The organism is Serratia liquefaciens ATCC 27592 (genome assembly GCF_000422085.1).
In the GTDB taxonomy this organism is placed as follows: domain Bacteria; phylum Pseudomonadota; class Gammaproteobacteria; order Enterobacterales; family Enterobacteriaceae; genus Serratia; species Serratia liquefaciens.
Window position 1 is genome coordinate 2,308,292 of sequence record NC_021741.1, and the last position, 26,137, is coordinate 2,334,428.

The 26,137-nt window shown below is 57.3% G+C and carries 23 protein-coding genes and 1 pseudogene; 9 read left to right on the top strand and 15 right to left on the bottom strand.

The genetic code is table 11. The annotated features are described in order from the left end of the window. The first annotated feature begins 96 nt into the window (after nucleotides 1-96). Nucleotides 97-492 (top strand): nuclear transport factor 2 family protein, encoded by a 396-nt coding sequence (locus M495_RS10875; RefSeq protein ID WP_020826701.1) that lies wholly within the window; start codon nucleotides 97-99, stop codon nucleotides 490-492. Here M495_RS10875 and M495_RS10880 read toward each other — a convergent pair. Next, nucleotides 489-758 (bottom strand): hypothetical protein, encoded by a 270-nt coding sequence (locus tag M495_RS10880; RefSeq protein ID WP_020826702.1) that lies wholly within the window; start codon nucleotides 756-758, stop codon nucleotides 489-491. The two genes, M495_RS10875 and M495_RS10880, sit on opposite strands and share 4 nt — an antisense overlap. Nucleotides 759-857: 99 nt before the next feature. After that, the gene (locus tag M495_RS10885; protein ID WP_020826703.1) at nucleotides 858-1,235 is read right to left on the bottom strand and encodes a RidA family protein; all 378 of its coding nucleotides are present in this window, start codon (nucleotides 1,233-1,235) and stop codon (nucleotides 858-860) included. Between the two features lie 143 nt (nucleotides 1,236-1,378). On the opposite strand from M495_RS10885, the gene M495_RS10890 reads away from it, so the two are divergent. Beyond that, a complete protein-coding gene (locus M495_RS10890) occupies nucleotides 1,379-2,233 on the top strand; it encodes an aminoglycoside phosphotransferase family protein (RefSeq protein WP_020826704.1) in 855 nt (284 codons plus the stop codon). Here M495_RS10890 and M495_RS10895 read toward each other — a convergent pair. Together M495_RS10895 and M495_RS10900 are read right to left on the bottom strand one after the other, a co-directional pair. Next, the gene (locus M495_RS10895; RefSeq protein WP_020826705.1) at nucleotides 2,198-2,701 is read right to left on the bottom strand and encodes a cupin domain-containing protein; all 504 of its coding nucleotides are present in this window, start codon (nucleotides 2,699-2,701) and stop codon (nucleotides 2,198-2,200) included. The genes M495_RS10890 and M495_RS10895 overlap by 36 nt on opposite strands. A 138-nt stretch (nucleotides 2,702-2,839) precedes the next feature. Further along, a complete protein-coding gene (locus tag M495_RS10900; protein WP_020826706.1) occupies nucleotides 2,840-4,033 on the bottom strand; it encodes a benzoate/H(+) symporter BenE family transporter in 1,194 nt (397 codons plus the stop codon). Nucleotides 4,034-4,145: 112 nt separating this feature from the next. Between M495_RS10900 and M495_RS10905 the strand changes: the two genes are divergently transcribed. After that, nucleotides 4,146-4,709, top strand: a complete 564-nt coding sequence (locus M495_RS10905) for a helix-turn-helix domain-containing protein (protein ID WP_020826707.1) — start codon at nucleotides 4,146-4,148, stop codon at nucleotides 4,707-4,709. Between the two features lie 158 nt (nucleotides 4,710-4,867). Beyond that, complete coding sequence (locus M495_RS10910) at nucleotides 4,868-6,958, top strand: prolyl oligopeptidase family serine peptidase (protein ID WP_020826708.1); 2,091 nt, start codon at nucleotides 4,868-4,870, stop codon at nucleotides 6,956-6,958. 80 nt (nucleotides 6,959-7,038) lie between these two features. Here the strand turns inward: M495_RS10910 and dtpA are convergent. The 5 genes and pseudogenes from dtpA to rsxD form a co-directional block, all read right to left on the bottom strand. After that, nucleotides 7,039-8,566: pseudogene (dtpA, locus tag M495_RS10915) on the bottom strand (dipeptide/tripeptide permease DtpA). 606 nt (nucleotides 8,567-9,172) lie between these two features. Then, a complete protein-coding gene (nth, locus tag M495_RS10920; RefSeq protein ID WP_020826710.1) occupies nucleotides 9,173-9,814 on the bottom strand; it encodes an endonuclease III in 642 nt (213 codons plus the stop codon). Then, nucleotides 9,814-10,512, bottom strand: a complete 699-nt coding sequence (locus M495_RS10925) for an electron transport complex subunit E (protein ID WP_020826711.1) — start codon at nucleotides 10,510-10,512, stop codon at nucleotides 9,814-9,816. Before M495_RS10925 ends, nth begins: the two co-directional genes overlap by 1 nt. Then, the gene (gene rsxG / locus M495_RS10930; RefSeq protein WP_020826712.1) at nucleotides 10,509-11,138 is read right to left on the bottom strand and encodes an electron transport complex subunit RsxG; all 630 of its coding nucleotides are present in this window, start codon (nucleotides 11,136-11,138) and stop codon (nucleotides 10,509-10,511) included. The genes M495_RS10925 and rsxG overlap by 4 nt, the downstream gene beginning before the upstream one ends. A 9-nt stretch (nucleotides 11,139-11,147) precedes the next feature. Beyond that, nucleotides 11,148-12,233 carry an electron transport complex subunit RsxD gene (gene rsxD / locus M495_RS10935; RefSeq protein ID WP_020826713.1) on the bottom strand — a complete coding sequence of 362 codons (1,086 nt, stop codon included), beginning with the start codon at nucleotides 12,231-12,233 and terminating at the stop codon, nucleotides 11,148-11,150. 380 nt (nucleotides 12,234-12,613) lie between these two features. On the opposite strand from rsxD, the gene M495_RS10940 reads away from it, so the two are divergent. Beyond that, nucleotides 12,614-13,507 (top strand): helix-turn-helix domain-containing protein, encoded by an 894-nt coding sequence (locus M495_RS10940; protein WP_020826714.1) that lies wholly within the window; start codon nucleotides 12,614-12,616, stop codon nucleotides 13,505-13,507. Nucleotides 13,508-13,685: 178 nt separating this feature from the next. Here M495_RS10940 and rsxC read toward each other — a convergent pair whose 3' ends face one another. The 6 genes from rsxC to M495_RS10970 form a co-directional block, all read right to left on the bottom strand. Continuing rightward, on the bottom strand, nucleotides 13,686-16,031 hold the full coding sequence (rsxC, locus tag M495_RS10945; RefSeq protein ID WP_020826715.1) for an electron transport complex subunit RsxC: 2,346 nt from the start codon (nucleotides 16,029-16,031) through the stop codon (nucleotides 13,686-13,688). Beyond that, the gene (gene rsxB / locus M495_RS10950; RefSeq protein WP_004943888.1) at nucleotides 16,024-16,596 is read right to left on the bottom strand and encodes an electron transport complex subunit RsxB; all 573 of its coding nucleotides are present in this window, start codon (nucleotides 16,594-16,596) and stop codon (nucleotides 16,024-16,026) included. The genes rsxC and rsxB overlap by 8 nt, the downstream gene beginning before the upstream one ends. Further along, the gene (rsxA, locus tag M495_RS10955; RefSeq protein WP_004938443.1) at nucleotides 16,596-17,177 is read right to left on the bottom strand and encodes an electron transport complex subunit RsxA; all 582 of its coding nucleotides are present in this window, start codon (nucleotides 17,175-17,177) and stop codon (nucleotides 16,596-16,598) included. Before rsxA ends, rsxB begins: the two co-directional genes overlap by 1 nt. Before the next feature lie 144 nt (nucleotides 17,178-17,321). Next, the gene (locus M495_RS10960; RefSeq protein ID WP_020826716.1) at nucleotides 17,322-17,762 is read right to left on the bottom strand and encodes a DUF2569 domain-containing protein; all 441 of its coding nucleotides are present in this window, start codon (nucleotides 17,760-17,762) and stop codon (nucleotides 17,322-17,324) included. Between the two features lie 159 nt (nucleotides 17,763-17,921). Next, nucleotides 17,922-19,427: an L-arabinose isomerase gene (gene araA, locus M495_RS10965; protein WP_020826717.1), complete on the bottom strand. Its 1,506-nt coding sequence runs from the start codon at nucleotides 19,425-19,427 to the stop codon at nucleotides 17,922-17,924. Nucleotides 19,428-19,461: 34 nt separating this feature from the next. Then, a complete protein-coding gene (locus M495_RS10970; protein ID WP_020826718.1) occupies nucleotides 19,462-21,147 on the bottom strand; it encodes a ribulokinase in 1,686 nt (561 codons plus the stop codon). A gap of 361 nt (nucleotides 21,148-21,508) precedes the next feature. On the opposite strand from M495_RS10970, the gene M495_RS10975 reads away from it, so the two are divergent. The 4 genes from M495_RS10975 (at nucleotide 21,509) to araC (ending at nucleotide 26,111) form a co-directional block, all read left to right on the top strand. Continuing rightward, the gene (locus M495_RS10975) at nucleotides 21,509-22,492 is read left to right on the top strand and encodes an arabinose ABC transporter substrate-binding protein (protein ID WP_020826719.1); all 984 of its coding nucleotides are present in this window, start codon (nucleotides 21,509-21,511) and stop codon (nucleotides 22,490-22,492) included. Between the two features lie 60 nt (nucleotides 22,493-22,552). Further along, nucleotides 22,553-24,088, top strand: coding sequence for an L-arabinose ABC transporter ATP-binding protein AraG (gene araG / locus M495_RS10980; RefSeq protein ID WP_020826720.1), 1,536 nt, complete (start codon nucleotides 22,553-22,555; stop codon nucleotides 24,086-24,088). 17 nt (nucleotides 24,089-24,105) lie between these two features. Next, nucleotides 24,106-25,089 carry an L-arabinose ABC transporter permease AraH gene (gene araH / locus M495_RS10985; protein WP_020826721.1) on the top strand — a complete coding sequence of 328 codons (984 nt, stop codon included), beginning with the start codon at nucleotides 24,106-24,108 and terminating at the stop codon, nucleotides 25,087-25,089. Nucleotides 25,090-25,193: 104 nt separating this feature from the next. Next, the gene (gene araC / locus M495_RS10990) at nucleotides 25,194-26,111 is read left to right on the top strand and encodes an arabinose operon transcriptional regulator AraC (RefSeq protein WP_020826722.1); all 918 of its coding nucleotides are present in this window, start codon (nucleotides 25,194-25,196) and stop codon (nucleotides 26,109-26,111) included. Nucleotides 26,112-26,137 lie beyond the last annotated feature (26 nt).

A 26,137-nucleotide genomic window follows, 5' to 3' on the forward strand; every position in this document is an offset into this window, starting at 1 on the left:
CTTAGAATGACGCCATTCCGGTCATCTCCGCTTGGTGTAAACCTGTGTCTGCGGGGTATGGCCGGAATATCCTGCAGACGCCACCGGAGAAAGATCATGCCTACGAATCTTGAAATTGTACGCGCCACCTATGAGGGCGGCAGTGCCGAAGAGAATGGCCGCAACCTGCTGGCAGCGCTGGCGCCAGATGCCGAGTGGACCGAAGCGGCGGGGTTTCCTTATGCCGGCACCTATACCGGCCCGCAGGCGATATTCAAAAATGTTCACCAGCGTTTGGGGACGGAATGGCAGGGCTATCGCGCCGATGTCGACCACTTCTATGATGCCGGTGAAACCGTGATTGCGCAGGGGTTCTACCATGGCACCTACGCGGCCACCGGAAAGTCCTTCACCGCATCCTTTGCGCATATTTACCAGCTGCGTGCGGGAAAAATCGTTAAGTTCGTGCAAATCGTCGACAGCGCAAAAGTGCTGGAAGCAATGCAGGACTAAAGGCCGCTGTGCTTGCCAAATTTGCGATCGTACTCCCGCCGATAACCGCGCGCTTTGTTGCGATCGCGGATCCACAAATATCCGCACACCAGCGCAACGGTGCCTGAAAAGGTAATGTTGCGCATATCCCGGTCATAAAAAAATACCAGTATGGCGTCCAGCGCCGCGATAAAGGCAATCCACTTATACATATGGGATTGCCGACGCGTGGCGGCGTTGAGGCGCTTTAACTGTCTGGCTTCGTGCATAACCGGTTTTTGCTGCATTAACGTCTCGGCGGTAATAAAGTTCCTAGCTGTAAATTAGCAGAATAGTCCCAATGGCGGCAAAGGGTAACGCACGCGATGCCTACGGGCACCTTACGTTCACAGCGCCAGAACGGCTTCGATCTCAACGCTGACCTGTGGCGAGAACAAGGCGCTGACCGCGACCAGTGAGCAGGCCGGAAGTGCGCCGTCGCAATAGTCAAACAGCACCGGCCGGATGGCCGGCAAATCGCCGATATCGGTTAGAAACACGGTTATTTTAATCAGCGCTTTGAGGTTCGTGCCCTCTGTGGCGGCGATGGTTGCCAGTTGCTCCAGAACCGCCTGTGTCTGTTGCTGGGTCGTTTGCCCCTGAGCCTCGGTGGCAAATGCCGTCAGGCCGGAAACATACAGCGTATCCCCGTGGCGTACGGCATGAACATAGGGCCCCCCCGGCGTAGGCAGAAGCGGATAATTAATGCGCTTTAATGATGTCATGGTAAAAACCCCGAGAGATAAATTAAAAAAGTAAACAAACTTGGTTAGGATAGTGCGATGAACATCGGAAGTACGCTGCGATATATTGATTTTAAATAATATCACTACCATTCATTTATAACTGTGAAGGACGTTTCAGGGTAATGAATTCGGCCTTAATTCCTTACATGCAACGCTGGCAGTTACAGCCCGACGGCCAGGCGTTTGAAACTCACAGCAGCCTGCTGATGCCCGTTCGCTATCAGGGGGCCGCCGCCATGTTGAAAATAGCCCGCGAACAGGAAGAAAAGTTCGGCGGTTTATTGATGTGCTGGTGGCAGGGCGAAGGTGCTGCGCGGGTGCTGGCCTGGCATGAGGATGGGATCTTGCTGGAGCGTGCGCAAGGCAGTCGCTCGTTGCCGCAAATGGTGCGCGATGGCGACGATCGTCAGGCGACGGAAATTCTTTGCCAGGTTGTTGCCCGCCTGCATGCACCACGTGCCGAACCCTTACCGGAACTCATTCCTTTGCACCAATGGTTTAACTCACTGTGGCCGGCGGCGCAGGCACACGGTGGCATGCTGCGCCTCAGCGCCAGGGTGGCCGCAGAATTGCTGACCAGCCCGCGTGAACAGACCGTGTTGCACGGAGATATACACCATGACAACGTGCTGGATTTCGGTGAGCGTGGCTGGCTGGTGATCGACCCTAAACGCCTTTATGGCGAACGCGCCTTCGACTACGCCAACATCTTCTGTAACCCCAACTACGGTATTGCTACTGACCCAGACATTTTTCAGCGGCGAGTCGTGCAGATCTGTCAACTGGCCGGGCTGGAGCGCCAGCGTCTGCTGCAGTGGATCCTTGCATGGGCAGGGCTGTCCGCCGCCTGGTTCATGGAGGACGGCGAAGCGGCGGATATCGATTTCCGTGTCGCCGAGCAGGCGGCGCTCGCACTGGGCCTGTCGTTACCGGAAGGGGATTCAGGGTTCATCCTGCCAATAATCGAGCGACGCTGAAGGCCGCTGTAAATAGCGTACCGTTTCACCATTTTGGTCCACGGCCATCGCCTGAAATTTGCCTGAGTCAGGATATTCCACCAGTTCGGGCTGCTCGCGGGTGCTGACAGACAGATATTTTAGCGGCGCATCCGACGTATTGATGATCTGATGCGGGTATTCCGGGCCCGGCGGAATGAAAATAACGTCCCCGCTTTTGATCGGCAGCTGCTCCCCGGCAACCCGTAAGGTGCCGGTCCCCTCCAGCACGATGAACATCTCCTCCTGCGCATAGTGGAAGTGATAAGGGCATGAACGCATGCCCGGGGCTACCACGTCGATAGAAGCCCCCAGTTTTTTGGCTGCGGTACCGGTGCCCAAACGGGCGCCAATGCTGTCATACAGCGGTGGACGGCTGTCGTGTGATTTCTCAACCTGGTCGAAATTACGGATCAGACGCTGGGCTAACAGCGTGGCATGCTCATTCATAAACATCCTCGTGACAATGTCACTTAGTGATTGGCGATGGCAGTAGAAAAACCGTCCATGGTTCCCCATCAGTTAAGCAGAAGATCGCTAAAGGGGGAACATTGACGGAGGGACTAAAGCACCTTTCAACCTGCGGACTTAATTCTCGCTGCGGTTCGCGCGGTGTGGCAGTGAAAGGATGATATGAGCGATAGCCCCCCCAATAATCCCCCAAAATGCCGAGCCGACGCCGAGCAGCGTCACGCCGGACGCGGTGATCAGGAAAGCGATCAGCGCGGCATCACGTTGCTTTTCATCTTGCAATGCGCGTTGCAGACTCCCGGCAATGGTGCCCAGCAGCGCCAGCCCGGCAATGGTGTGGATCAAGGCGGCGGGCAATGCGCTGAACAACATGCCGATAACGCCGCCGAAGGCACCGGCCAGCAGGTAAAATACCCCGGCGGCAGCGGCGGCCATATAGCGGCGCTGCGGATGCGGATGCACGTCAGGCCCCATGCAGATCGCGGCGGTAATAGCGGCGATACAAACCGAAAACCCGCCGAACGGCGCCAGCAAAAGTGCGGTCAGCGCCGTCCAGCTAATCAACGGCGAGGTGGGGACGCTGTAGCCGGCGGCCTTGAGGGTGGCGATGCCGGGGGCATTTTGTGACGCCATAGTGACCACGAAGAAAGGCACACCAATCCCTAACAGCGTAGACGCACTAAAGTGTGGCGCAATAAACTCCGGCATGGCGAACGCCAACGGTTGCTGCGCAAGATGGATGTTACCCTGCAGCGCCGCAATCGCCAGGCCGGTCAACAAGGTCAGGACAATCGCGTAGCGGGCCAGATAACGGCGAGTTATCAAGTACACCAGCCCCATTCCCGCGCTCAGCACGAAATTCACCTGTAGCGAAGCGAAGGCATCCAGGCCAAAGCGCAGCAGGATCCCCGCCAGCATCGCCGCCGAAATTGCCTGAGGGATGTAATCCATCAACCGGGCAAACAGCCCGGTCACGCCGCACAGCAGGATCAGCCCGGAGGCAAAGATGAAAACGCCAATCGCTTCGTTGAGTGGGGTTCCTGGCAGACTGGTGACCAGCAGCGCGGCGCCGGGCGTCGACCAGGCGGTCAGGATCGGCGTGCGGTAATACAGGGATAGTCCGAGGGAGGTGATGCCCATCCCCAGCCCCAACATGGTCAGCCAGCCGCCAATCTGCATTGGCGTCGCACCGGCGGCCGCGGCCGCCTGAAAGATAATGGCGGCAGAACTGGTGTAACCGACCAATACCGCAACGAACCCGGCCATCACGGCGGGCAGGGACAGATGACGCAAAGAGAGGGCTGGGCGCATGGCTGACTCCGGCAACGGTCGTGCGTTATAACGCACAGTGAAGCGGCAGCATAGCACCGTGCGTTATAGCGCACAAGTGGCTATAATCAGCCGAAAAGCAAGGGAGAAAAATATGCAGGAATTGTCCGGTCATCTGGCACAAACGCTTCGTTCTTTACGCGTGCAGCGCGGTTGGAGCCTGAATCAGGCGGCGGAAAATACCGGCGTCAGCAAGGCCATGCTGGGACAGATCGAACGCGGAGAATCCAGCCCAACGGTGGCAACGCTGTGGAAAATTGCGACCGGGTTTAACGTGGCGTTCTCTGCGTTTCTCGAGATCTCACCGCTGCAACAGCAGGCCACGCTGCACCGCTATGGCGATGCGCCAGTGTTTAATCAATACAACGCCGATATGCGTGTCGTCCCGTTGTTTCCCTTCGATCGCCAACTGGGGTTCGACATGTTTGTCATCGATCTGGCTCCAGGGGCGCTCAGCGAGTCTTCTGCACATGAGCCGGGAGTGATCGAGCATGTGATTGTCATCAGCGGCGAGCTGGAGCTGGCCGTCGACGGGCAGTGGTATCACCTGAGCAGCGGCGAGGCGATGCGCTTTCAGGCCGATCGGCCACATGCTTACCGCAATGCCAGCCAACAGACGGTACGCATTCACGATCTGATCCATTACCCTAAATTTTGATTCAACGGCGTGGGCGCAGGCTTTGACTCTGCGCCGCCAAACGCCTACCTTGTTGAAAATGAGTCTTATTAACTTTCAAAGGGAGATTGAACTTGCCAGTCACCAACCGACGCCAGTTTATTAAACTCAGCGCACAAACCGCAGGAGCCGTATTCGCGATGACTTCATTACCCAACAGTATCCGCCTGGCGATGGCGGCAGACGGGGGCACCAGCGCCGCCGACCAATTCTTGTGGCTGGAAGAGCTGCAGGGCAAAGCCGCACAGGCATGGATCAAGCAGGAAAACCAACGTACCACCGCGCGTTTTGCCCAGGGCGAAGGTTTTCGTCAGGTGGAAAAGCAGGTGCTGGCCATTCTGAATAAAGAGAGCCAAATTCCGTGGGTCACCAAGCGGGGTGAGTACTATTACAACTTTTGGCAGGATCAAGCCAATCCACGCGGCCTGTGGCGACGGACCACCTTGCAGGAATATCGCAAGGATCAACCGAACTGGGAAACGGTGCTGGATATTGACGCGTTGGGCAAGGCCGAAGGCAAAGATTGGGTGTTCCATGGCTCGCAGTCGCTGGCTCCCGAATACCGCTATTGCCTGCTGGAGCTGTCGCCGGACGGCGGTGACGCCACCGAAATCCGTGAGTTCGATCTGGTGACCAAGCAGTTTGTTAAAGACGGCTTTGTGCTGCCGGTGGCGAAAAGTCAGGCCTCGTGGATTGATAAGGATACGCTGTTTGTCGCCACGGATTTTGGCGCGGGATCCATGACTCAATCAGGTTATGCGCGCATTGCCAAACGCTGGCGGCGCGGCACGCCGTTGAGCGCGGCTCAAACGCTGTATGAAGCGCAACCGCAGGATATGGTGGTGTATGCCTATCATGACCATACGCCAGGCTTTGAGCGAAACTACGTGGGCCGCAGCCTGGATTTCTATCGCCGCGAAACCTATCTGCTGACCGCACAAGATCAGAAAATCAAAATTGATATTCCCGCCGACGCCGAGTTCAGCACCCACCGCGGGTGGCTATTGGTTAAGCCGAGCAGCGACTGGCAGGTGGGGGAGACGCGCTATCCTTCCGGTGCATTATTGGCGACCCATTTTGACGATTATCTGGCCGGCAAGCGTGAATTTACGGTGTTATTCACCCCGACCGCGCAGGTGGCGTTAAGTGGCTACAGCGCCACGCGCGATCACCTGATCCTCAGCATCATGGACAACGTGGTAAACCGGTTGGAAGTGCTGACGCCGCAAGAGAATGGCTGGCAGCGCAAGCCGCTGGGCAAACCGGGGGCAATCAGCACCCTGTCCGCCGGCGGCATTGATGAAGAGACCAACGATTACTTCCTGACTCTCAGCGGCTTCCTGCAGCCGACCTCTTTGTACATGGGCAATCTGGACGGCGGGGAGCCGGAACTGCTTAAGCAAGGGCCGCAGGATTTTGACGCCAGTGGTTATCAGGTCAGCCAGCATTTCGCTACGTCAAAAGACGGTACGCGGGTGCCGTATTTCCAAATATCGGCCAAGGACATCAAACTGGACGGCAGCAACCCTACGCTGCTGTACGGTTATGGCGGGTTTGAGGTGTCGCTCACGCCGGGTTACATGGGAGCCAAGGCGCCGGCCTGGCTGGAGCGTGGCGGGGTGTACGTCGTGGCCAATATTCGCGGCGGTGGTGAGTATGGTCCAGCCTGGCATCAGGCGGCGCTTAAGCAAAACCGTCATCGTGCCTATGAGGACTTTGCCGCAGTGGCGGAGGATCTGATTGTGCGAAAAGTGACATCGTCACAACATCTGGGAGCCCGCGGCGGCAGTAACGGCGGCTTACTGGTAGGCAACATGCTGACGCTGTACCCGCAGCTGTTCGGTTGCATCGTCTGTGAAGTGCCGTTGCTGGATATGCAACGTTATACCCAGCTTTCCGCCGGGGCTTCATGGATTGCCGAATACGGCGACCCGAGCAAAGCGGAAGAGTGGGCATACATCAAGACGTTCTCGCCGTATCACAACATCAAAGCCGATGTACCTTATCCGCCGGTGCTGTTTTACACCGCCACCAGTGATGACCGGGTCAACCCGTCGCACGCGCGTAAAATGGCGGCGCGGATGCAGCAGATGGGCTACCAGCAGGCCTATTTCTATGAGAATACCGAGGGTGGGCACAGTGCGGCGGCAGACAAGCAACAGGCCGCTTTCCACGGTGCGTTGGTCAGCGAGTTCATGTGGACTAACCTGAGCGCTAAACCGAAGGTCTGAATCTCGCAGGACGAGAGATAAAAAAAGCCGGGGCAAATGATTGCCCCGGCTTTTTATTGCGATGAAAACCTCGCCGGCGATCAGTTGGCCGCAGCGGCCGCCTGTGCTTTCTTGTTGGTATCTTCAGCGGTGTCCGGTGTCCAGCGTCATGCGGTACAGCTTCGGCGCGGTCAGCATCATCAGGATGGCGATCACGGCAGTAGCGATACCGATTTGCATAAACACGTGGCTGTAGATAGCCAGCGAAGCGTGCGCGTCGTTAACATTGCTAGGCACGGCGGTCAGACCGGCGACCTTACCGGCAATCAGCGCGGCAGCGGCGGTGGTCAGGAACCAGGAACCCATGATAAAGCCCATCAGGCGTTGTGGTACCAGTTGCGCCACCATAGCCAGGCCCAGACCGGAGATCATCAGCTCGCCGATACTCTGCAGCGCGTAGCTCAGGATTAGCCAGTTAACCGAAACGATACCCTGTTCGTTGGCAAAGCTGGCGCCCCACGGCAGCACCAGGAAGGCACCGGAACACAGGATCATACCGAAAGCGAACTTGTGCGGCATCGGCAGACGGTCACCCATCTTGTTATACAGCGCCGCCAGAATAGGGCTGGCCAGCATGATCCAGAACGGGTTCAGCGCCTGATATTGCTCGGGTTCGAAACCAATACCGAGGATGCTGTGTTCCACGTTGTGGATAGCGAAGAAGTTCAGCGAGGTCGGCATCTGGCTGTAGAGCACAAAGAAGACGACCGCTTCCAGCATCAACAGGAAGGCGACGATCATCTTGCGGCGCGCAGCACCGTGCAGCGCAAAGGTTTCTTTGGCGAACACAATCACGATACCGATGGAGATAATCGCCAGTGCCCAGCGGGCAATCACCTGGTTGTGCAGCAACCAGCTGGAAATGGCTACCAGAGCGACTACGCCCACCAGGACCATCAGCAGCTTTTTCACCTGCAGGGGTTTGAAGTCAGGCTTGGAACCGTGCTGTTTAACCCACTTGTGGCACACCATAAAGTTGACCAGGGTGATCAGCATGCCCACCACGCTCAGTGAGAACGCGACGCTCCAACCGTATTTCGCCGCCAGCCACGGTGTGGCCAACATGGAAAGGAAAGAACCGATATTGACGGACATATAGTACATGGTGAATGCACCGTCCAAACGCGGATCGTCTTTCTCATAGCAGGTTGACAGCAGGGAAGATGGGTTAGCCTTGAACAGGCCGCTACCCACGGCGATGGTCGCCATACCCAGGTACACCCAGAAGATTTCATGGCCGGAGTAGGCCACCATGGCGTATCCGACGGCCAGCACCAGCGCGCCCAGCACGATCACGCGCTTGGAGCCCAGTACTTTATCTCCGAGCCAGCCACCGATGGCGACAAAGCCGTACACCAGTGCGCTGAAGGAAGAGAACAGGGTAATCGAGTCGGCTTCGCTCAGGCCAAGCATTTTGACCAGATAAACCGCCATGATGCCTTGCAGGCCGTAATAGCCAAAACGTTCCCACAGCTCGATAGAGAAGATCAGGTAAAACGCCTTGGGTTGTTTGAAGGCGTTAAGACTCACGCTTTCAGGTTGTTCGCTGTTGTTGTTTGCTGTTGACACTGGTACCTCTGATTTTTCACTGCCCCGTCCCAGAGAGACGAGAAATTGCAAAAGGTGATGCAGGACTGCATCCTTCTGCGTTGTTATAGGATGGGATGACGGCGGTTAATGTTCACTATCTTTGTCAACGAGGCAAGGCGTTTGTCATATCCTGTTACATATAACGCTCGCGGAGTGAAACAACCATGTTGCAAATGTTATGCAGCATTAACGTTCGTCTTTATTTGCTTTGCCGAGTTTTTGTTTTGATTAAAAGCTATACGGAATTTAAACAGTGATATATTCTGCTGAATGGAGTTTTATTAGTCCATATCAATAGGTGGGGTGATTAATCTATTGGATTGTTGTGCATATGACGCATTTTGTAAAATTATAGAAATTTAAGAAAACGGGACTGGCGCTTGTGACGTTAATGTGATCTTTAAAACGTGAGGTTTACCGCAATTTTTAACTAATTTTTCGCTTGAAAATAAGCGGGAATTGGGTTTTCTACTGAAATCCGCGAGAACACCAAGGTTACTGCTGCTTGATATCACATTTCCGATAAAAAATAGCTCAATGGGATATGAGGAAGAGACGGGCGCGCGTTGCGCCCGGTGGCAGCGATCAGGCGTCGGGATAAACCTTCTCGTTAAACTCGCAAAGATCTTCAATGATGCAGGAACCGCAGCGCGGTTTACGTGCGATGCAGGTATAACGGCCGTGCAGGATAAACCAGTGGTGGCAATCGACCTTGAACTCGGCCGGCACCACCTTGAGCAGCTTCTCTTCAACCAGATCGACATTTTTGCCCGGAGCGAAACGGGTGCGATTGCACACGCGGAAGATGTGGGTATCTACGGCAATGGTCGGCCAGCCAAAGGCGGTATTGAGCACCACGTTGGCGGTCTTGCGACCGACGCCAGGCAGGGCCTCCAGCGCGGCACGATCTTCCGGTACCTCGCCGCCGTGCAGTTCTAACAGCATGCGACAGGTTTTGATCACGTTCTCGGCTTTGCTGTTAAACAGACCGATAGTCTTGATGTAGTCTTTGACGCCGTCGACGCCCAGGGCCAGCAGGGCGGCCGGGGTGTTGGCCACCGGATAAAGCTTGGCGGTGGCCTTATTGACGCTGACGTCGGTCGCCTGCGCGGAGAGCAGTACGGAGATCAGCAGTTCAAACGGCGTGCTGTACACCAGTTCCGTGGTCGGCTGCGGGTTGTTGTCGCGCAGCCGGGTAAGAATTTCCAGCCGTTTTTGCTTATTCATCAGGCTTTCTCTGTCTGTCCTTGTCCCAGCGTCGGTTCAGCCAGCAAGGCTTTGGCCGTACGCGCTTTCATCCGTTCATCAATCAGGTATTTCAACGCCAACAGCAGGCCCAGGCCGATAAAGGCCCCCGGTGGCAGCATGGCCAGCAGGAACGGGCTGTCAAAGTGAACCACTTCGATGCGCAATACTTTGGCCCAGCTGCCCAGCAGCATATCGGCGCCGTCGAACAGGGTGCCGTTGCCCAGCAACTCACGCATCGCGCCAAGCGTCACCATTACGCCGGTAGCGCCCAGGCCGATTGCCAGGCCGTCCAGCGCTGACAAACCGATGGGTTTTTTAGAGGCTACCGCTTCGGCGCGGCCCACCACGATACAGTTGGTGACGATCAGGGGAATAAAGATCCCCAGCGATTGATACAGGCCAAAGGCATAGGCATTGATCAACATCTGCACGATGCTGACTGCCGCCGCGATGATCATGACGTAAATGGGAATACGCACTTCATTCGGCACCCAGCGGCGCACCGCGGAAATGGAGCCGTTGGTCAGCGTCAATACCAGGGTGGTCGCCAGCCCAAGCCCGAGAGCGTTGGTCACGGTGGACGTCACTGCCAGCAGCGGGCACATCCCCAGCAGCTGTACCAGTGCGGAGTTGTTCTTCCACAACCCCTGGACAATCAGATCTTTGGCTTCACTCATTCGCTGGCTCCACACACAGGTAAGCTATCAAGTTTAGGCGGCAGCGTTTCCATATACAATGCCGTGCGCCGAACGGCGTTGACCACCGCGCGCGGTGTGATGGTGGCGCCGGTGAATTGATCGAACATACCGCCGTCTTTCTTCACCGCCCAGCGTTTATCGTCCGGGCCTTCAATTTTCTTGCCGCTGAAGAACGAAATCCAGTTCGAGATACGCAGCTCAATTTTATCGCCCAATCCAGGCGTTTCATGGTGTTCGACCACGCGGGTACCCAGCACGGTGCCGCTGAAATCAGCGCCGACCAGCAGCTGAATGGCGCCGGAATAGCCGTCCGGTGCGGTGGTTTCTACCGCGGCTGCCGTAGGTTGACCGTTTTTACGCGCCAGATACAGGCGGTGAGGGGCACCGTTGCCCAGCGCCGGATCGCTTACCAGGAAGCACTCGGTCTGCATGTCGTTGTCGTAGTGTTCCGGGGGCACCACTTGATCAAGCAGGGCTTTTTGCTGCAATGCCGCCTGGTGGGCGATGGTTTTTTGCGTCAGGCTATGCACCACCGCGGTCAGACCGGTAGTCACTGCGGCAAACACCGCCAGCGTGGTGCCATGCTTTCTCATTGAATTCAGCATCATGGCTCCTTAGCGATGGCCGTACACGCGTGGCTGCGTGTAGTGGTCGATGAGCGGTACGGTAATGTTGGCCAGCAGAACGGCGAAGGCAACGCCGTCAGGGTAGCCGCCATAAACACGGATAAGCCACACCAGCACGCCAATCAATGCGCCATAAATCAGGCGGCCTTTTGGCGTGGTGGAAGCGCTGACCGGGTCGGTAGCAATAAAGAACGCCCCCAACATGCTGGCCCCGGAGAACAGGTGGATCAGCGGCGATGCCTGCTGCAGCGGGTCAAGCCACCAGGCCAGTCCGGAGCACACGGCGATAGCTGCCAGCATGCTGAACGGGATCTGCCAGTGGATCAGGCGGCGAGCCAGCATAAACAGCCCACCGGCCAGGAAACCGAGGTTGACCCATTGCCAACCGATACCGGCCAGAGCGCCACCAAACAGCGGCTGTTGCAACACTTGTTCGACGCTATGGCCACTGCGCAACCCGGTTTTGAAACCGTCCAGCGGGGTGGCCTGGCTGATACCGTCAATCCCCATCTGCAATTCGTGAATGGTGGCGCCCTGCGCGGTATGGCCGCTGAAGATCGCCAGCAGGGTATCCTGGAATGAAAGCGCGGTGGCTCGCAGTTCATCCGGCGGCAGCCAACTGGTCATTTGTACCGGGAAGGCGATCAGCAGCACCACATAGCCGACCATCGCCGGGTTGAACGGGTTTTGCCCGAGGCCGCCGTACAGCTGCTTGGCGATGACGATGGCAAAGAAAGTGCCGATGACAATCATCCACCAGGGGGCCAGTGGCGGCAGGCTGATGCCCAACAGCAAGGCGGTCAGCAGGGCAGAATTATCTGCCAGACGCGTGCGAACCGGCAGCTTGCGCAAGGCGAGGATAGCGCCTTCCGCCAGCAGGGCGACCAGCATCGCCAGGGCGGTTTGAATCAGAGTACCGTAGCCAAAGAACCACACCTGCGCCGCGACACCGGGAATACAAGCCAGCATGACCCACAGCATAATACGGCTGGTGCTTTGCTGGTTATGGGTGAAAGGAGAACTGGCGATGTGCAAGCCTTTGGCGGCTGTTTGTTGTACCGGCCTGAACTTCATAGAATAACTACACCTATCTTTGCCGTGCATCGGCAGGTTCAACGCGCCTCTCAGAGGAGCCGCAGGAAAAATTATAGCGCTGCATTCTACCTGAATCACTGCGAGGGTAATACGTCTTAATTGTGCGGGTATTCGGCTTTTAGCACGGGGTGTACGCGAGGGGGAAATTTCTAATGGCGCGATTAGATTTTTTTTGCCGAGAAAAGCGGGGTAGTTTGGTCAGTCAAAACAAAAATCGTCGGCATCACTGGCCGACAACAGGCGATAACCACTGGATTTGCAGGGTATTTTAGGGCCTTTTTTTCGCACAAAATAACAACTTTTGCATAATCTATGTGGGTTATTATCCCGTGTATTATTAAGTTAGTGAATGTACATTAATGACAAATGAAGATGTATTTTTTATTGAAGAACTGATTGAGTGGGTTGAGATACATCTGGAGAAACGGCCTAATCTGGACGAAGTCGCGCGTATTTCCGGCTATTCCAAGTGGCATCTGCAACGCAAGTTTAAACGCATCACCGGCATTCAGCTCGCCACCTATATCCGCTCACGTATTCTGACGCGTGCAGCGGTGGCGTTACGTATCACCCACCGTTCTATCATCGATATTTCAGACGAACTGGGCTTTGATTCCCAACAAACCTTTACCCGCATGTTCAAACAGCGTTTCGACACCACGCCCAATCGTTATCGTTCGATGGACACCTGGGATGTGAAAAACCTGATGCCGCGCTTTAGTTTCGATGCCAATTTCGCAGCTGATTATTACCCAGAAGTGAAACGCCTGACGTTGCCGGATATGCAGCTGGTGGGTTTTTCGCGCCAGTTGGATTTTGCCTCGGAAGCGGAGATCGAACATTCGTCTTGTATGGCGATGAAGGACGAAATCTTCACCGATTTCTTCCGTGGGCTGAGTGTGGATTGTCATCGGGTTTACAGCATTCATTCCGTGCGAAATCGAGATGATGACGCGTATTCGGCCACCCACATCATGGCAGTGGATCCTGAGAACAAACAGGATATTTTGTCGGGCTACCAGATCGACACTATCCCGATCGCCGGGCGTGAATATATTTCTATTAACCATCTGGGCTCTGCGAAAGAGTGTTCGCAGTTCTTTGCCTATCTGATCACCCACGTGATGCCGGGGCTGCGTAATGAAGTGAAAGGGAGCGTGGAGATGGAAATAATTCAAACCAAGGAGCGGAATCAGGATTCGAAGATGCGCCAGATTGACGTTGATTATACCTATCTGATTTCTATTGATTAGGGCGTGACTCCAAGGGCTGGGACCATTGGAACGCGCCCTGTATTACGAACCGCCTGTTTGGTCCACCAACCCTCACATCTCACGCCTTGCTGCCTGCTCAAGTGGTCGCCAGCGGCGCTCACGCATTATTGAGTGAAACAGCCAGGGCCGCCTTGCGTTTTGCAAGGCGCCGCTTCCGCTACTCTTTATTGTTTTCCGCCGTCGCCAGGTTTTGCTCGGCCTTTTTAGCTTTGACGCGTGCAATAGCCGCCGCAACCGCCGCCTTGCGCGGATCTTCTTCCTGTACGGCAGCTACCGGTTCTGCCGGCGATTCAACAGTTTCGGCCTGCTGCGCGGCTTTCTTGGCTTTAGCACGTGCAATAGCCGCCGCAACCGCCGCCTTGCGTGGATCTTCTTCCTGCACGGCAGCTGCTGGTTCCGTCGGCGATTCAACAGTTTCGGCCTGCTGCGCGGCTTTCTTGGCTTTAGCGCGAGCGATGGCCGCAGCAACCGCCGCCTTGCGCGGATCTTCTTCCTGCACGGTAGCTGCTGGTTCCGTCGGCGATTCAACCGTTTCGGCCTGCTGCGCAGCTTTCTTGGCTTTGACCCGTGCCAATGCAGCAGCCACGGCAGCCTTGCGCGGATCTTCTTCCTGCACGGCAGTGGCTGGCTCCGTCGGCGACTCAACGCTATCGGCCTGCTGCGCAGCTTTCTTGGCTTTGACCCGTGCCAATGCAGCAGCCACGGCGGTCTTGCGCGGATCTTCTTCTTGTGCCACAGCTACCAGCTCAGCAGGCGTTCCAACTGCGTCGGCTTGCTGAGCTTCTTTCTTGGCTTTAACCCGGGCTAACGCAGCAGCAACTGCAGCCTTACGCGGATCTTCGCCCTCGACAGCAGGAGACGTCGCTGGGGTGGCAGCCGCATCTTGCTGAGCACGACGTTCACGCGCCTGCGCTTTGCGGGCTTCGCGGGCGGCGATCATCTCGCTATTGTCCGGTGCCTCGCCGCTGATGGTTCCGGTTGCCGGCGCGGCATTTTTACTGCGCACGCGGGCCAGGGCGGCTTGTACCGCATCCTGATCGCCGTCGGTCATTTTGACGGCCGCTTTCTTGTGACGTTCTTCGCGCGCCAGTTTTTCACGTTCCAGACGGGCCAATTTGGCTTCGTAACGGGCCTTGGCTTCGGCGGTGCGCGCGGCTTCCTGATCGATGGCTTTGATTTCGGCCTTTTCCTGGCGGTAGTACTGCACCAGCGGAATATTGCTGGGGCATACAAAGGCGCAGGCACCGCACTCAATGCAGTCGAACAGGTTATGCTTGCGGGCTTTTTCGTGTTCTTCGCCACGGCTGAACCAGTAAAGCTGCTGTGGCAACAGGCCCGCCGGGCAGGCATCAACGCATAAACCGCAGCGAATACAGGACTGTTCAGGTTCTTGCGGCGCCATTTCACTGACGGAAGGGGCCAGAATACAGTTGCTGATCTTAACGATCGGCACGTTCAGCGCGGGCAGAGTGAAGCCCATCAGCGGGCCGCCCATGACCACCATTTGTTGGGCCTGCGGCTGAAAACCGGCAAAGTTCAGCAGGTGCTGCACCGGGGTGCCGATGCGCGCCCACAGATTACCCGGTTGGCTAAGGGCTTCACCGGTAAGGGTGACCACGCGTTCGATCAAGGGTTCGCCGTCGACAATGGCGCGCTTAATGGCAAAGGCAGTCCCGACGTTTTGCATCAGCACGCCGATAGCGGAGGAGTGTTTGCCGTGCGGCACTTCCTTGCCGATCAGGATCTTGGTGAGCTGCTTAGCACCGCCGGAAGGATATTTGGTTGGGATCACCCGCAGCGAGATGCCCGGTTGATCGCGCAACGCCAGTTTTAACGCTTCGATCGCTTCGGGCTTATTGTCCTCGATGCCGATCAGCGTCACTTTCGGCTGCAGCAGGTGGCGCAGGATCTGCGTGCCTTCGATCACTTGGTCGGCATGCTCCTGCATCAAACGGTCATCGGCGGTGATATAAGGCTCGCATTCCGCGGCATTGAGGATCAGGGTTTCTACCCCGTTCATGCCACCCTGCAGCTTGCTGGCGGTAGGGAAACCTGCGCCACCCAACCCGGCGATGCCGGCCTGATGAATCCGCTGGATCAGTTCGCCGGTAGGCAGTTGACGGTAATCCGCCACCGGTGCGCGTTCGCACCAACGGTCTTCGCCATCCGGCTGAATAATTACGCACAGCTCTGCCAGCCCTGAAGGGTGAGCGGTGATATGCGGTTTGATGGCGCTGATGGTGCCGGAGGTCGGCGCATGTACCGGTACGGTACGGCCACGGCCGACGGTCAGCGGCTGGCCTTTCAGCACGTGCTCGCCGACGTTGACGCACAATTCGCCTTCCGGTCCCAAATGCTGTTGCAAGGGGATGACAAAGGTGTCGGGCAGCGGGGCGGTACGCAGCGGTACGCCGCTGGACTGGGTTTTCATTTCCGGGGGATGGATCCCGCCGTCGAAATCCCAAATCCGGTCTTTTTTGAAGGCGGCGAACAAATTAAGCATGTTGCTCCACGTGGATCACTTGCACCGGGATCGTCTTCATATCCCACTTCCAGTTGGCGGTAGTGGTGGCGACCGGTTTCATTTCAATACAATCGGTAGGGCACGGCGCGACGCACAGGTCGCAGCCGGTACAAAGATCGGTAATCACGGTGTGCATGGCGCGCGTGGCACCCACTATTGCGTCCACCGGACAGGCCTGAATGCACTTGGTGCAGCCGATGCAGTTGGCTTCATCGATATAAGCGACCTGACGCACCGGCTCGGCGGCGGCTTCGCTGCCCAGCGGCTGCGGCTCGACGTTGAGCAGTTCGGCCAATTTCAGCATCACTTGCTCGCCGCCGGGGGCACATTTGTTGATCATCTCACCGTTGGCCACCGCCTCGGCGTAAGGGCGGCAACCGGGGTAACCGCACTGGCCGCATTGGCTCTGCGGCAGGATCTCGTCGACCTGCTCGGCCACCGGATCTTCTTCCACTTCAAAGCGGCGCGCGGCGAAGCCCAGCACCAGCCCGAACAACAGGCCGAGGGCGCTGAGCGCAGCAATCGCAATCCATAACGCGGTCATTAGAATTTCACCAGCCCGGTAAAGCCCATAAAGGCCAGAGACATCAACCCGGCAGTGATCAACGCGATGGAAGAACCACGAAATGGCGCAGGCACGTCGGCAACCGCCAGACGCTCACGGATCGCGGCGAACAGCACCATCACCAGCGAGAAGCCGGCGGCGGCGCTGAAGCCATAAACCGCAGACTGCAGGAAGTTGTAGCCGAGGTTAACGTTAAGCAACGCAACGCCAAGCACCGCGCAGTTGGTGGTGATCAGCGGCAGGAAGATGCCCAGCAAGCGATACAGTGCCGGGCTGGTTTTGCGTACCACCATCTCGGTAAATTGCACCACGACGGCGATCACCAAAATAAATGACAGGGTGCGCAGATACACCAGATCCAACGGAACCAGGATAAAGGTGTTGATCACCCAGGCGCTGACGGAGGCCAGCGTCATGACAAAGGTAGTAGCCATGCCCATGCCGATGGCGCTTTCCAGTTTCTTGGAAACGCCGAGGAACGGGCACAGGCCGAGGAACTTCACCAGGACGAAGTTGTTCACCAGTACGGTGCCGACAAACAGGAGCAGGTATTCGGTCATTGCGATGCCTAAAAAAATAAAAGCCGCCTATTATCGGGAATTGGCGGCCTGACCACAACACAGTGATAGCAAGGTTATTGCTATTTTCGCCCTTTTTTGGCGAAAATTTACACAATCATACGCACAAAACGTGCCACAACGCGCCTAGCGTTCGGTAAAGGTCCCTTTGACCCGCTTGGAACGCTTCATATAAGGCACCAACAATGCGGCCATCAGCAGGGGCCAACCCAGACTGCGTACGGCCAACTCATCCGGCACCGGCGCAAAGGCAAAGGCTTTGACCGCCAGCAACACGGTAATCAGCAACCACAGCAGGAAAAACTTGGGGAAGCGTTGCGAACGATGGCAGAACAGCCACAGCAGCCACAGCGTAAAGCACCACATTGCCATCGTGGTCAGCACTGAAAAATACCACTGTAGGCTAAACGCCTGAGCGTTGGTCAGCAGGTATTCGCGCGATTCCGGCATGAAAATCGCCATGGCATACAGAAGCAGCATCAGGCTGGCGCTAAGCAGGGTGACGATCAGATAGGACATCGGGGCCAGCAACCAACCGCCAATACGGTTGTAATCAGCTTGAGACATAAACGGCTTCCTGGGTAAGACATGATTCAATGTGACAGCCGCATAGCTTAGCGGGTAATGCGGGCTTCGTCATCAATATCAAGCGGATGGTCGGCGCCAGGAGGCCGGTGCAGCACGTTTGGCTACCGACGGCATGATAAGCCGCCGGTAGCAGGCCGATTAACGGCGATTAAGCTGATAGTAGGCTTCGTTCCAGCGCAGCTCATTTTTGAACGCCGGCAGGCTGGTGTTGTGGTCGATCGTCACAAACTCGATGTTATGCATCTCGGCGTAAAGTCGCAGCAGGTCGGCATCCAACGCCTGTGAGAACACGGTATGGTGTGCACCACCCGCCAGGATCCAGGCTTCGGCAGCGGTGGCAAGCGTTGGCTGAGCCCGCCAGATGGCACGCGCCACCGGCAGCTTGGGCAACGGATGCGGTTGTTCCACGGTATCCACCTGATTGACCAGCAGGCGGAATCGGTCGCCCAGGTCGATCAGGCTGGCATTGATCGCCGCACCGGCCGGGGTGGAGAAAATCAGCCGTGCCGGATCCGCCTTGCCGCCGATACCCAGCGGTTGTATATCCAACAGCGGTTTTTGTTCTTTGGCGATCGATGGGCAAACCTCCAGCATGTGCGAACCGACCACCAAATCGTTGCCCGATTGGAAATGGTAGGTGTAATCCTCCATGAATGAGGTACCGCCTTCCAGTCCCTGCGCCATCACTTTCAGGATGCGCAACAGCGCGGCGGTTTTCCAGTCGCCTTCGCCGCCGAAGCCGTAACCCTGCTGCATCAGGCGTTGTACCGCCAGCCCCGGTAACTGCTTCATGCCGTGCAAGTCTTCAAAATTGGTGGTGAAGGCCTGGAAGTTACCCTGTTCGAGGAAGCGCTTCATGCCTAATTCGATTCGCGCCGCGTCGAGCAGGTTTTCACGCTTTTCCCCGTTGATTTGCGCCGCATCGCTCAAGACGTAGTGGGTTTCGTATTCTTCAATCAGCGTATCCACATCGCCACGGCTGACCTCATTGATCACGCTGACCAAATCACCGATGCCATAGGCATTCACCGAATAGCCGAATTGGATCTGCGCCCCGACTTTGTCACCTTCGGTCACGGCGACCTCACGCATGTTGTCGCCGAAGCGGGCCACCTTCAACTGCTGGCTGGCCTGTTTGGCGTTGGCTGCACGCATCCACTGAGCAATGCGCCGGTGCGCTTCCGGGTCTTGCCAATGGCCGGCTATCACGCTGTGCTGCTGGCGCATACGGGCGCCAATAAAGCCAAATTCGCGGCCACCGTGTGCGGTCTGATTGAGGTTCATAAAGTCCATGTCCATGCTGTCCCACGGGATCTGAGCGTTGAACTGGGTATGGAATTGCAACAGCGGCTTGTGGAGGATCGACAGTCCGGCGATCCACATTTTGGCCGGCGAAAAGGTGTGCAGCCAGGCCATGATGCCGATGCACTGTGGCTGATAGTTGGCGTCGCGGCACAGGGCGGTGATTTCATCCGGCGTGGTCACCAGCGGTTTCAGCACCAGTTTTACCGGCAATCCGGCCTCACGGTTGAGATTTTCCACCACCTGCTCGGCGTGTGCCTTGACCTGTTGCAGGGTGTGCGGGCCGTACAGGTGCTGGCTGCCGATGGCGAACCAGACTTCGCGCTGCTTAAATGCGTCCATGGAGACTCCTGAATTGTCATGTCGAAATGGGGGTTCAGCAGGCTGAACCGGCGTTAGGGGCATAGCGCGGCTCGGCGGCCTGGCACCATTGCTGATAGCGTTGATAAAGCTGTTGGTAGCGGGCGACGCGCTGCGGATCCGGCTGGAGAGTGCGTTCGATGCCGCAGGCCATGTGGCGTTGCGCTTCGGGCACGCTGCGGAAATGACCGGCCGCCACCGCGGCGAAGATAGCCGCCCCCAGCGCGCAACATTGGTCTGAAGCCACGATCTGCAGCGGTCGGTTCATCACGTCGGCGCAGACCTGCATGATCGCCGGTGATTTACGCGCAATCCCCCCCAACGCCAGTACGTTGTCCACCGGAATAGACTGCTGCTCAAAACACTCCATAATGGCGCGGGCACCGAAGGCGGTAGCGGCGATAAAGCCACCGAACAGCGTCGGCGCATCGGTGCCGAGGTTCAGATCGGCGATCACGCCTTTCAGACGTTGATTGGCATAGGGCGTGCGGCGGCCGTTAAACCAGTCCAGCACCACCGGCAGATGATCCAGTGACGGTTTATCGGCCCAGGCCTCGGTCAGCGCGGCCAGCATGCCGGCTTCTATCTGTTGCAATTGCGGCTGCAGCTGCGGTTGGCTTTTTGCCGCTTCGCGCAGCGGCCAGCTCAGCAGGCGGCCGAACCAGGCGTACATATCGCCAAAGGCGGACTGTCCTGCTTCCATACCGATTAACCCCGGCACCACGCTGCCGTCAACCTGGCCGCAAATGCCCTCGATGGCGCGCCCGTCCACCCGCTGGCGATCGGCGATCAGGATGTCGCAGGTAGAGGTGCCAATCACCTTCACCAGGGTATAAGGCTGGGCTCCGGCCCCCACTGCGCCCATATGGCAGTCGAAGGCGCCGCCTGACAGCACCACCGTGGTTGGCAATCCGAGGCGTGCGGCCCATTCGGCACTCAGTGTGCCGACCGGCAGCTCGGCGGTGTGGCAGTCGTCAAACAGCGGGTAGGGCAAATGCTCAACCAGTAAGGGATCGAGTGCGGCAAAAAAAGGTTTTGGCGGCAGGCCGCCCCAGTCGGGGTGCCACAAGGTTTTGTGGCCTACGCTACAACGCCCGCGTTTCAACTGCTGTGGGGCGGTGGTCCCGGACAGTAACGCCGGCACCCAATCGCACAGCTCTATCCAGGAAGCCGCCGCCTGACGTACCTCGGCATCCCGTCGCGTGACGTGCAGAATTTTGGCCCAGAACCATTCGGAGGAGTAAACGCCGCCGATGTAGCGGGAATAATCGGGGAATTCGCCGCTGCGGCAGAGCCGATTGATGGCATCCGCTTCTTCAAGAGCCGTGTGATCTTTCCACAGCACAAACATGGCGTTCGGGTTGTCGGCAAATTCTGGCCGCAGCGCCAACACCTGGCCCTGCTGGTCGATCGGCGCAGGGGTGGAGCCGGTTGAGTCGACGCCGATACCCACGACCTGCAGCCGTTGCGTCGGGGTCATGCGCTGCACCAGACTGACCATCGCCTGTTCCATGGCTTCAATATAGTCGAGCGGATGATGACGAAAGCGATTCTCCGACGCATTGCAAAACTCACCGTGCTGCCAGCGAGGGTAATAAACCACTTCGGTATCCAGCTCCGCACCGTTTTGGCAGTCGACCGCCAACGCCCGCACCGAGTCGCTGCCGAAGTCCAATCCCATGGCAATAGCACCTGCCGTCATGATGTTGACTCCTGATGTGTTAATACGCTGTGACAACCATAGGAGCCGAAGCGCTGGGCAGGTGAGGAGCCATTGGCTGGAAGTATGCACTTTTCTGCTTCCCACAGTGGTTTTGTGACGGCTGTCATAAGTTAACGCTTGGCGAAATTCGCTAAATATATGCACATATCTGCTGTATTCCACGGATGTGATAGCGCTCTACATTTCAGCAACAAATACCCGCTAAAACTTAAGCCGTCTTACCCCGGCTGTAAGGCAATGCCGCGAGATAAGCGCTACACCTACAGCCATTACTCTAATGATAACGTTTTCACCGCGAGCGGGTTTCGTCGCCACAGAGAACAAAATAGCGGAGAGCATCATGCATAAATTCACTAAGGCGCTGGCGACACTGGGGCTGGCGGCCGTTATGTCACATTCGGCTATCGCCGAGACCATGAAGCTGGGTTTTTTGGTCAAGCAGCCGGAAGAACCCTGGTTCCAGACCGAATGGAAATTTGCCGATAAGGCCGGTAAGGATCTCGGTTTTGAGGTGATTAAAATCGCGGTGCCGGACGGCGAGAAGACCCTGAACGCCATCGACAGCCTGGCGGCCAGCGGAGCCAAAGGGTTTGTCATCTGCACGCCGGATCCGAAATTGGGCTCGGCGATCGTCGCCAAGGCGCGCAGTTACAATCTGAAAGTGATCGCGGTGGACGACCAGTTCGTTACCGCCAAAGGCAAGCCTATGGACAGCGTGCCGCTGGTGATGATGGCCGCCACCAAAATCGGCGAACGCCAGGGGGAAGAGCTGTGGAAAGAGCTGAACAAGCGCGGCTGGAAGCTGCCGGATACCGCGGTGATGGCCATTACCGCCGATGAACTGGACACGGCCCGTCGCCGCACCGGCGGTTCTATTGCCGCGTTGAAAGCCGCCGGTTTCCCGGAAAAGCAGATTTACCGGGTACCGACCAAATCCAACGATATCCCAGGAGCGTTCGACGCCGCCAACTCAATGCTGGTGCAGCATCCTGAAGTGAAAAACTGGCTGATTGTCGGCATGAACGACAACACCGTGCTCGGCGGCGTGCGCGCTACCGAAGGCCAGGGGTTTAAGGCGCCGAACGTGATTGGCATCGGGATCAACGGGGTGGATGCGGTCAGTGAGCTGTCCAAGGCGCAGGCCACCGGCTTCTACGGTTCGCTGCTGCCGAGCCCGGACATTCACGGTTACAAGAGCATCCAGATGTTGCATGACTGGGTCGAAAAAGGGGTAGAACCGCAAAAATTCACCGAAGTGACCGACGTGGTGCTGATCACGCGCGACAACTTTAAAACCGAACTGCAGAAGAAAGGCCTGATGTAATTACCGCGCCGCCCACAGCATGCTGTCGGGCGGCATTTTTAACTGCAGGAGGAAAACACTATGACTACCGCGCTGCCGTATCTGGCGTTTAAAGGCATAGGTAAAACTTTCCCAGGGGTGAAGGCGCTGGATGACATCAGTTTCAGCTGTCAGGCCGGGCAGATCCACGCGCTGATGGGGGAAAACGGCGCCGGGAAATCCACGCTGCTGAAAATCCTCAGCGGCAACTATTCGCCTACTCAGGGAGAAATTCAGCTGCAGGGGCGTTCGGTCACCTTCGCCAACACTACCGACGCGCTGGATGCCGGGGTGGCAATCATCTACCAGGAGCTGCATCTGGTGCCGGAAATGACCGTGGCGGAGAACATTTATCTCGGTCAACTGCCGACCAGGCGCGGGCTGGTGGATCGCAAACTGCTGCGTTACGAGTCCCGGCTTCAACTGGAGCATCTCGGGCTGGATATCGATCCGGATACGCCATTGAAATACCTGTCGATCGGCCAGTGGCAAATGGTGGAAATCGCCAAAGCGCTGGCGCGCAACGCCAAGGTAATCGCGTTTGACGAGCCCACCAGTTCGCTGTCCGCCCGGGAGATCGAACAGCTGTTCCGGGTGATCCGCGAATTGCGCGCTGAAGGGCGTGTGATCCTGTATGTCTCACACCGCATGGAGGAGATTTTTGCCCTCAGCGACGCCATCACGGTGTTCAAAGATGGCCGCTATGTGCGCACCTTTGACGATATGCGTCAGGTTGATAATGCCCAGTTGGTGCAGGCGATGGTGGGGCGCGATCTCGGTGACGTCTACGGCTATCAACCGCGTGAACTGGGGCCGGTGCGTTTAGCGCTCCAGGGGTTGCAAGCGCCCGGCGTGAAAACGCCGATCGATCTGAGCGTGCGTGCCGGGGAGATCGTCGGGTTGTTCGGCCTGGTCGGCGCCGGCCGCAGCGAGCTGATGAAGGGGATCTTTGGCGCCACGCGGGTCAGTGCCGGGCAACTGATGCTGGATGGGCAGGCGCTCGCCATTCGCTCGCCAATAGACGCTATTCGTGCCGGCATCATGCTGTGTCCGGAAGACCGCAAGGCGGACGGTATCATCCCGGTGCATTCGGTACGCGACAATATCAACATCAGCGCGCGGCGGAACAGTGTCCGCGCGGGTTGTCTGATCGACAACGGTTGGGAGGCCAGCAACGCCGAGCATCATATACGTGCGTTGAATATCAAAACCCCAAGCGCCGAGCAGCTAATTATGAATCTGTCCGGCGGCAACCAGCAGAAGGCGATTCTGGGGCGTTGGCTGTCGGAAGACATGAAGGTGATCCTGCTGGATGAACCGACACGCGGCATTGACGTTGGCGCTAAGCACGAGATTTATAACGTCATTTACCAACTGGCGCAGCGCGGCATCGCGGTGCTGTTCGCTTCCAGCGATCTGCCCGAAGTCCTGGGGCTGGCGGACCGTATCCTGGTGATGCGGGAAGGGGCCCTGTCCGGTGAGTTACTCCATGATGACGCCAGCGAGGAAAAAGCCCTCAGCCTGGCGATGCTGCGCACCCCCGAGATTGCCCTCGATACCGCTGCGGCGGTGGCCTGAAAGTGAAGGAGAAAGAGATGTCGACCATAACGACCGATTCTGTGAAAAACCGCAGCGGCCAGGGGCTGGCGCGGATTTGGGACAGCTACGGCATGCTGGTGGTGTTCGCGGTACTGTTTATCGCCTGCGTGCTGTTTGTGCCTAATTTCGGCTCATTTATCAATATGAAAGGGCTGGGGTTGGCGATATCCATGTCCGGCATGGTGGCCTGCGGCATGCTGTTTTGTCTGGCCTCCGGCGACTTTGATCTGTCAGTCGCGTCGGTGATCGCCTGCGCCGGGGTCACTACCGCGGTGGTGATCAATATGACCGAAAGCCTGTGGATCGGCGTGGGCGCCGGTTTGCTGCTGGGAATGGTCTCCGGGTTGATCAACGGTTTTGTTATCGCCCGGCTGAAAATCAACGCGCTGATCACCACCCTGGCCACCATGCAGATATTCCGCGGGTTGGCGTACATCATTTCCGACGGGAAAGCGGTAGGCATTGAAGACGAGCGCTTCTTTACGTTGGGTTATGCCAACTGGCTGGGGTTGCCCGCGCCCATTTGGATCACCGTAGCCTGTCTGATCCTGTTCGGCTTCCTGCTCAATAAAACCACCTTTGGCCGCAATACGCTGGCGATTGGCGGTAACGAGGAGGCGGCCAGACTGGCCGGGGTGCCGGTGGTACGCACCAAGATTGTGATCTTTATGCTGTCCGGGCTGGTTTCAGCCGCTGCCGGCATCATTCTGGCTTCGCGTATGACCAGCGGCCAGCCAATGACCTCGATCGGCTATGAGCTGATCGTGATCTCCGCCTGCGTACTGGGTGGGGTTTCGTTGAAAGGTGGTATCGGTAAAATCTCCTACGTCATCGCCGGCATCTTGATCCTCGGCACGGTGGAAAACGCCATGAACCTGCTGAACATCTCACCGTTCTCGCAGTATGTGGTGCGCGGCGTGATCTTGCTGGCGGCGGTGATTTTTGACCGTTACAAGCAGCAGGCCAAACGTCGGATTTAGAAAATCGGCAACCGTGTTCACAGTTCTGTTATCGGCTCAGGCAGTTCTCTGCCGGGCCGATACACTTGTTCAGGATAGTTCTATCAGCCGTTCCGGGAGGACAGATGTACCATCGCATGGCACAGGAACCGCAGCCGAACCCGCTGTTGCCGGGTTACACCTTTAACGCCTATCTGGTGGCGGGGTTAACGCCCATCATGGCGGACGGCCCGCTGGATTTCTTTATCGATCGCCCCGGCGGCATGAAGGGCTATATTCTCAACCTGACCATCAAGGGCCAGGGCAAGGTGTTCGACGGCGAAGACACCCTTTACTGCAATCCTGGCGATCTGCTGCTGTTTCCCCCCAAGGCGGCGCATTACTATGGGCGTTCGCCGGACAGCGACTGCTGGTATCACCGCTGGGTGTATTTCCGGCCGCGAGCCTACTGGGCCGACTGGCTGGAATGGCACAGCAAAACCCATGAGGTCGGGCGTTTAACTTTACCGAACAATAATTTACTGCTGGAGTTCGACCGGCTGTTCGCCAATATCGAGCAAACGCAGCGTTCCGGCCGGCGTTTCGCCGAAGAGTTGGGGATGAACCTGCTGGAGCGCTTGCTGCTGCGCGCGATGGAAGAAGATCCGCTCAGCCCACAGAAAATCATGGATCCCCGGGTGATAGAGGCCTGCCAGTTTATTACCGGTAATCTGGCCGGTGAGTTGCGCATCGACGAAGTGGCGCGCCATGTCTGCCTGTCGCCTTCGCGGCTGGCGCATCTGTTCCGTGAGCAGGTGGGTATCAATATTCTGCGCTGGCGCGAAGATCAGCGGGTGATCCGCGCCAAGCTGCTGCTGCAGACCACCCAGGAGTCGATTGCCACCATCGGCCGGGTGGTGGGTTATGACGATCAGCTCTATTTTTCCCGCGTATTCCGCAAACGGGTCGGGGTCAGCCCGAGCGATTTTCGCCGCCGTAGTCTGGAGATAAACTATCCGGCCAGGAATCAGCGTGAGACGCCTTATGCTGTGGCTACAAATTAACATTACATTTACTTCTTGTTCCCGCC